General features: G+C 33.3%; 4 protein-coding genes. 1 reads left to right on the top strand and 3 read right to left on the bottom strand.

The features are described from left to right. Positions 1–167: 167 nt before the first annotated feature. Positions 168–851: a two-component system response regulator CreB gene (gene creB / locus CJF42_RS24060; RefSeq protein ID WP_095369068.1), complete on the top strand. Its 684-nt coding sequence runs from the start codon at positions 168–170 to the stop codon at positions 849–851. A 280-nt stretch (positions 852–1,131) separates the two neighbouring features. Here creB and CJF42_RS24070 read toward each other — a convergent pair whose 3' ends face one another. The 3 genes from CJF42_RS24070 to CJF42_RS24080 all read right to left on the bottom strand — a co-directional run bounded on the left by CJF42_RS24070 (position 1,132) and on the right by CJF42_RS24080 (position 4,871). Next, the gene (locus tag CJF42_RS24070) at positions 1,132–3,564 is read right to left on the bottom strand and encodes a fimbria/pilus outer membrane usher protein (protein WP_095369070.1); all 2,433 of its coding nucleotides are present in this window, start codon (positions 3,562–3,564) and stop codon (positions 1,132–1,134) included. Further along, positions 3,518–4,255: a fimbrial biogenesis chaperone gene (locus CJF42_RS24075; RefSeq protein ID WP_095369071.1), complete on the bottom strand. Its 738-nt coding sequence runs from the start codon at positions 4,253–4,255 to the stop codon at positions 3,518–3,520. Before CJF42_RS24075 ends, CJF42_RS24070 begins: the two co-directional genes overlap by 47 nt. A 94-nt stretch (positions 4,256–4,349) precedes the next feature. After that, the gene (locus tag CJF42_RS24080) at positions 4,350–4,871 is read right to left on the bottom strand and encodes a DUF4402 domain-containing protein (protein ID WP_095369072.1); all 522 of its coding nucleotides are present in this window, start codon (positions 4,869–4,871) and stop codon (positions 4,350–4,352) included. Between the last annotated feature and the right edge of the window lie 307 nt (positions 4,872–5,178).

Consider the following 5,178-nt stretch of genomic DNA (forward strand, 5'->3'; position numbering starts at 1 on the left):
ACCTAAAACACTCACAAAATCGGATAAATAACCCCCATAAGGCATGAATTCAGTAATTAATAGTAAAACGATTCACTTTTTGGTTTACCACCAACTAGCTGTGTCTTATACTTAGATTTTTAGAAAATACAAAGCTATAGAGCTATTACATAAATGAGAAGTGTTAAGTGGTAAATAAACATATCTTAATAATTGAAGATCAATCAAGTATTGCTGACACCATTGACTATGCGCTGAAAACAGAGGGCTATACCTGTTCTTGGGCTAATACAGGCATTCAAGGCATCGAAATGTTAACCAATACAGTTGTTGATCTGGTGATCCTTGATATCGGTTTACCTGATATGAGTGGATTTGAAGTATGTAAGCTGATCAGAAAAAAATCTGACCTCCCTATCATTTTTCTATCTGCACGTAATGATGAGATGGACAAGGTTGTCGCGCTGGAAATTGGTGGAGATGACTATATCGTTAAACCACATAGTGCTCGTGAACTTTTAGCTAGAGTCAAAACTATCTTAAAAAGACAGACAACTAATAATGTTGCCAGTATCGATAATAAAACAAAATTTATTATAAATGAGCATAAAAGAGTTATTGAATTTTGTAATAGCCCATTAGATCTTACGAATTATGAATACGGTATTTTAAAAGAGTTACTCTCTTCTCCTGGGCGTGCCTTCAGCAGAGACCAGCTAATGTCTGCAGTATGGGCTTCACCAGATGAGAGTTATGATCGTTCAGTAGATACGCACATAAAAACTATTCGCGCAAAAATTCATGCTATCAGCCCAAAAGACAATTCACTAATCACACATAGAGGCATTGGTTACAGCATTAAAGTAGATTAACGCTTACCTTGCAAAAAATGAAACCGTATTTGGGTAAAATTTTTGGTAATAAGCTTAACAAAAGAACGAAGTCAATTTTTCACAGTATCAACCGACTTATCACCTCAAGTATAAGTGACATCTCACATTAAAACGGCTTAACAAGTCGTTTTCGACTGAAAAACTTAAAATGATACCTTCATTTAGGCGCATTTTTGTATTAATGGTTTTCCCTTGATATAAAAATGGAACAACAAGCATAGTTTGCTCAGAAGTCCCTAAAAGATTGGTTTGGATATAATCATTTTGATAATACATGTTTTTCATTTTTGCTCTCATTCAATCTCGTTAATTTTATCAACTTCTTGGCAATAACCTCTTCAAAATAGTATTCTTCTATGTTTTTATTCATGCTAATTGATATGTTTGCTTCAAGTTCACTTGTTTTAAGAGTAAACTCCCCCGGAAAAATCTCTTCATTGAAATAATAACCTTCTTCGTCTGTGTACCCTTTTATAATCTGTTTGTTTGAGGTCATGGTGAACTTTGTATTTACGAGTAACCTTCCCTGTTCGTCCTTTAGGATAAATTCAATTATTTTTACCCTCTTTAATGGTATTTGTACCTCTGTCACCCCCCCTTTATGGGTATTTATTATGCTAGGTTCAGGTATCATAAGCGTGAAATCATGAATATCAGCCGGATCGACTGCTATTTCTGTTGCATATAAATGGTTTATTCCAGGTAGTATGGCAACGCCATTTTTATTTGTTTTTATCTCAGACCATAATCTCTTACCTTCAAACGTGACGTTTGATAGCCCTTGTTCATTGTGGTCTCTTTTATTGTTATAGTTTTCATCAATAAAGGTTATAGCTTTAATTGCGCCTGTAGATTGCAGCGAACGCCTCGTGTATCTCGGTTTTTCGTCAAACCATATATTTGTACTTATGTTTAAGCCAAATGTATAATGACCATCGGTGTATCCTAATTGGCTATTAAAATCAAACTCCTTGAATTGTTTTCTTGCTGATAAAATATATGATTGCCCTTTATTAGCTTTTAGCGAGAACCTTGTATTCCAGAGCCTTTTGGTGACAGTAAGATTATGCTCCGTATTGAATTCTTTTTTCCTTATTTTGTAACGAAAGTTAAATCCATTCAGTGTGGTGTACACACTAATTTGATTCGATATATTACCTTTATCGTTTGCCCAATCATACCGAGTTGATAATTTGCCAATGCGTTTATTAAAGCCAAGTTTAAAGCTTTTTTCATTATTATATAGCTGGAATTGTCCTGACAGTGACGTATTATTTAGCACTGATAGTGTCGAAATAATATGCTTATTTAAGTATAATGATATATTTTCTCTGTCACTGAGCTTTGCTACTTTAAAATTGTAATTTGTGTTAAACACCTTACCAAGGCTCCGAGCTGCTGCTAGCCATTGCTTATTTGTATTCGTTATTTCTATTTGATTACTGGTATTTTTTGTTGTTGCACTGATTGAATTAGATAAGAATGTTTTTAAATTATTACGCGTTATACCTACATTATATGTAAAGCTATTTGATAAGCCGTAAGAGACTTCGGCATTAAAAGCGCGATTGTTATTATGCACCTTTTCTTTAAGGCTTGAATTTTGTGTATCCATAACAAAAGCACTGTAATTTATTTCATTTTTTTGAGTTAATTGGCCGTTAATTTTATATGAGTTATCTTTTAAATAAATATCGCCATACTCGCCATAAAATTTTAGAATATAGTTATTATTGCCTATAAATAATGGAATATTTTCAAATTTATAGTAGCCTGAATCATCCGTTTCGGCTACTTCGATAACATGCCCGTTATCCAACAGTTCAACTGTATAGTTCGGTTTATAATAACCTTGTATTGTTTCATTGTTGAAAAACCGCATTGACTCCTGTTTTGACTTTTGAATTTGCATGCCTTTGCCACGTAGATTTGATAACAAACGATGTTTTGAATTTGACGATATATCGCCAAATTCAAATGACGAAACAACGCTGTTATTTAAAATTTTACTGTAGTTAACATGGTTAATTTTAAATTTATCGTCTTGCATAGATGCGTTTGAATCGAGTGTTCCCCAAAAAAAATCACCTGAGCTCCTGATACTGGTGTTTACAGTCGTCGAGTCAGATGTTTTGTTTACAGCCAGTGTGGTGCTAATGATTGGTGTCGTGATGATGTTATAGTTATGCTCTATGTCTATTTTTTTTACGCTTCTTTTTTGTTTTTGATTATTTCTATTATTATTTAGTATCGCGTTGATTTGATGTCCAAATATATTTGTACTAGTTAATAACAATACACCGTTCTCGATATTATTATTAATCGTAATTGCTTTTTCTTGGCAAAATTCAGTTAAATTAAAATAAAGCGTATTATCATAAAAAAATGTATTTTCAGTGTGTTGTTTTGGGTAGATAAAGTGGTTATCTTTGTTAAAAATCCAGCCTGATATTTGCTGTTGATTTTGTGCATATTGCGCGTGTATGGCATTTAAAAATGGCAGCAAAGGTATATATATATTACCATTAATATTGTATAAACTTATCACATCAGCAAATTCAACTTTGTTTGCCTTTACTACATAAAATTCTTCAGAGTCAAAGTCTATTTTAATCTCGCTAGCAAAACTCTTTAGTGAAATTAAGCTAAATAGTAATAGTTTTAGAAGCTTTGATTTTACCTGAGCTCTCATCTTCAATAAATTCTACAGTAAAGTTTTTAAGTATAACCCCCTCTTTAATAGGTAGGTTTATGGTTCTTTTTTCAGATTCGGCATAAACTGCAATACTTTTTACGCTAGCGATAACTTCATCATCTTGAGTTATTATGATATTGCCATATATTGAACGATTACCTTGTTTTTTAAGCTCAATCAAAAGGGCATTACCTGCTTGTGTTATTTCACCCAATTCAGCCGCTGCATGAGTTTTGCCTTTCCTTAATAGCACCGGTATTTGGAATGACATGCTTACAGCTGAATGTTTAACATCACCCTCTTGCGAACTTTGAGCTCTATCCGCAGCACGGATATTTAAATATGATCGATATTCGCCGTCTGTGAGTTGGCCTAATTTTGTTAATTTAACTCTAATTGTTTTTTTTCCTCTACTTTTAACCATAACCTTTTTGCGAGGCGAATATCTCAAATTTTTTTGAGCTGAATATGAAAATGACTCTGTTGAGTGAGTCATGCCATCTTCTGTTTGAAGTCGGTCTACAAATGAAATGTTATATTGTACATCCCTATCTGAAGGGTTATAAACGGTAAAAGTTGCATATCGGTTGTGGCTATCCAGCATTGCTCTTTTTGGGAATACCATTGCTGAATTAGCCAAAACCGATGATGTCAATAATATTACAATTAAAAATAGAAGGTTTTTCATTCGTTTTCCTATATAAAATACTGGCCTCAGTATTAACCTCGGTCAGTATTTACTTTAAATTGACATAGAAATATTATCTCAAGTTTAGAAATAATTACTTATAGACAACAGTAACTGCGGTTGTAAATGCTTGAGTACTGGCTGTTTTATCCTTAACCAATAAGTCACCATAAATTGTCCAAATTCTTGCGTTTGAATCAGCAGGTGTATACTGAAACGTACCTGTTTTTTCACTATTAGATTCTGAACCGTCATCTGTTTTTGGAGTAAATTTAATTTTACTATTGTCGGTTGATGTTAAAGTGATATCAACCTCGTGGCCTGATTCTGATGTTAAACTGAATGTACCTACCGCTGGATCATGTCCTGTTAAGCTATGTACCGTACAACCATTACCTGATAATGCACCGTCAACATCCATAGAACAAGTTTGATTATCAGCAGTAGGAACGATCGCCCCAAAATCAACGGAATCACCCGCAGAAAGAGCTATAGGTATAATAATTTTTGAAGATCCATTTACTGTCGTAGATTGTTGACCAGTATTAGCCAGAGCTGTATTACTGACCCCCGTTAACAATGCTAATGCTACTAAATTTTTATTAATCTTAAACATATTCCACATTCCTTACATTCTCTTGATAATTGATAGATTTTTAATCATAAATGGTTAAGCTAACTATGAAGTAAGTGCATTTACTTATTCATTTTTTGTGAATATAAGCATGACTTGCCTACTTACTTAACTTGCTACAGCTTACTTAATATTTGTGTGCTCATTATGTGCTTTAAGTGAAGAAAGTAAAAAAACAAAATAACAACAATAAGGGTAGGACTCGACGACATTAACGCAACAACACCCAAAACAAGTATTGAATAGTGTTTATTTAAACCAACAAACACGGCAAGATCATTATAAATTG

Source organism: Pseudoalteromonas sp. NBT06-2 (assembly GCF_002276045.1).
GTDB lineage: Bacteria > Pseudomonadota > Gammaproteobacteria > Enterobacterales > Alteromonadaceae > Pseudoalteromonas.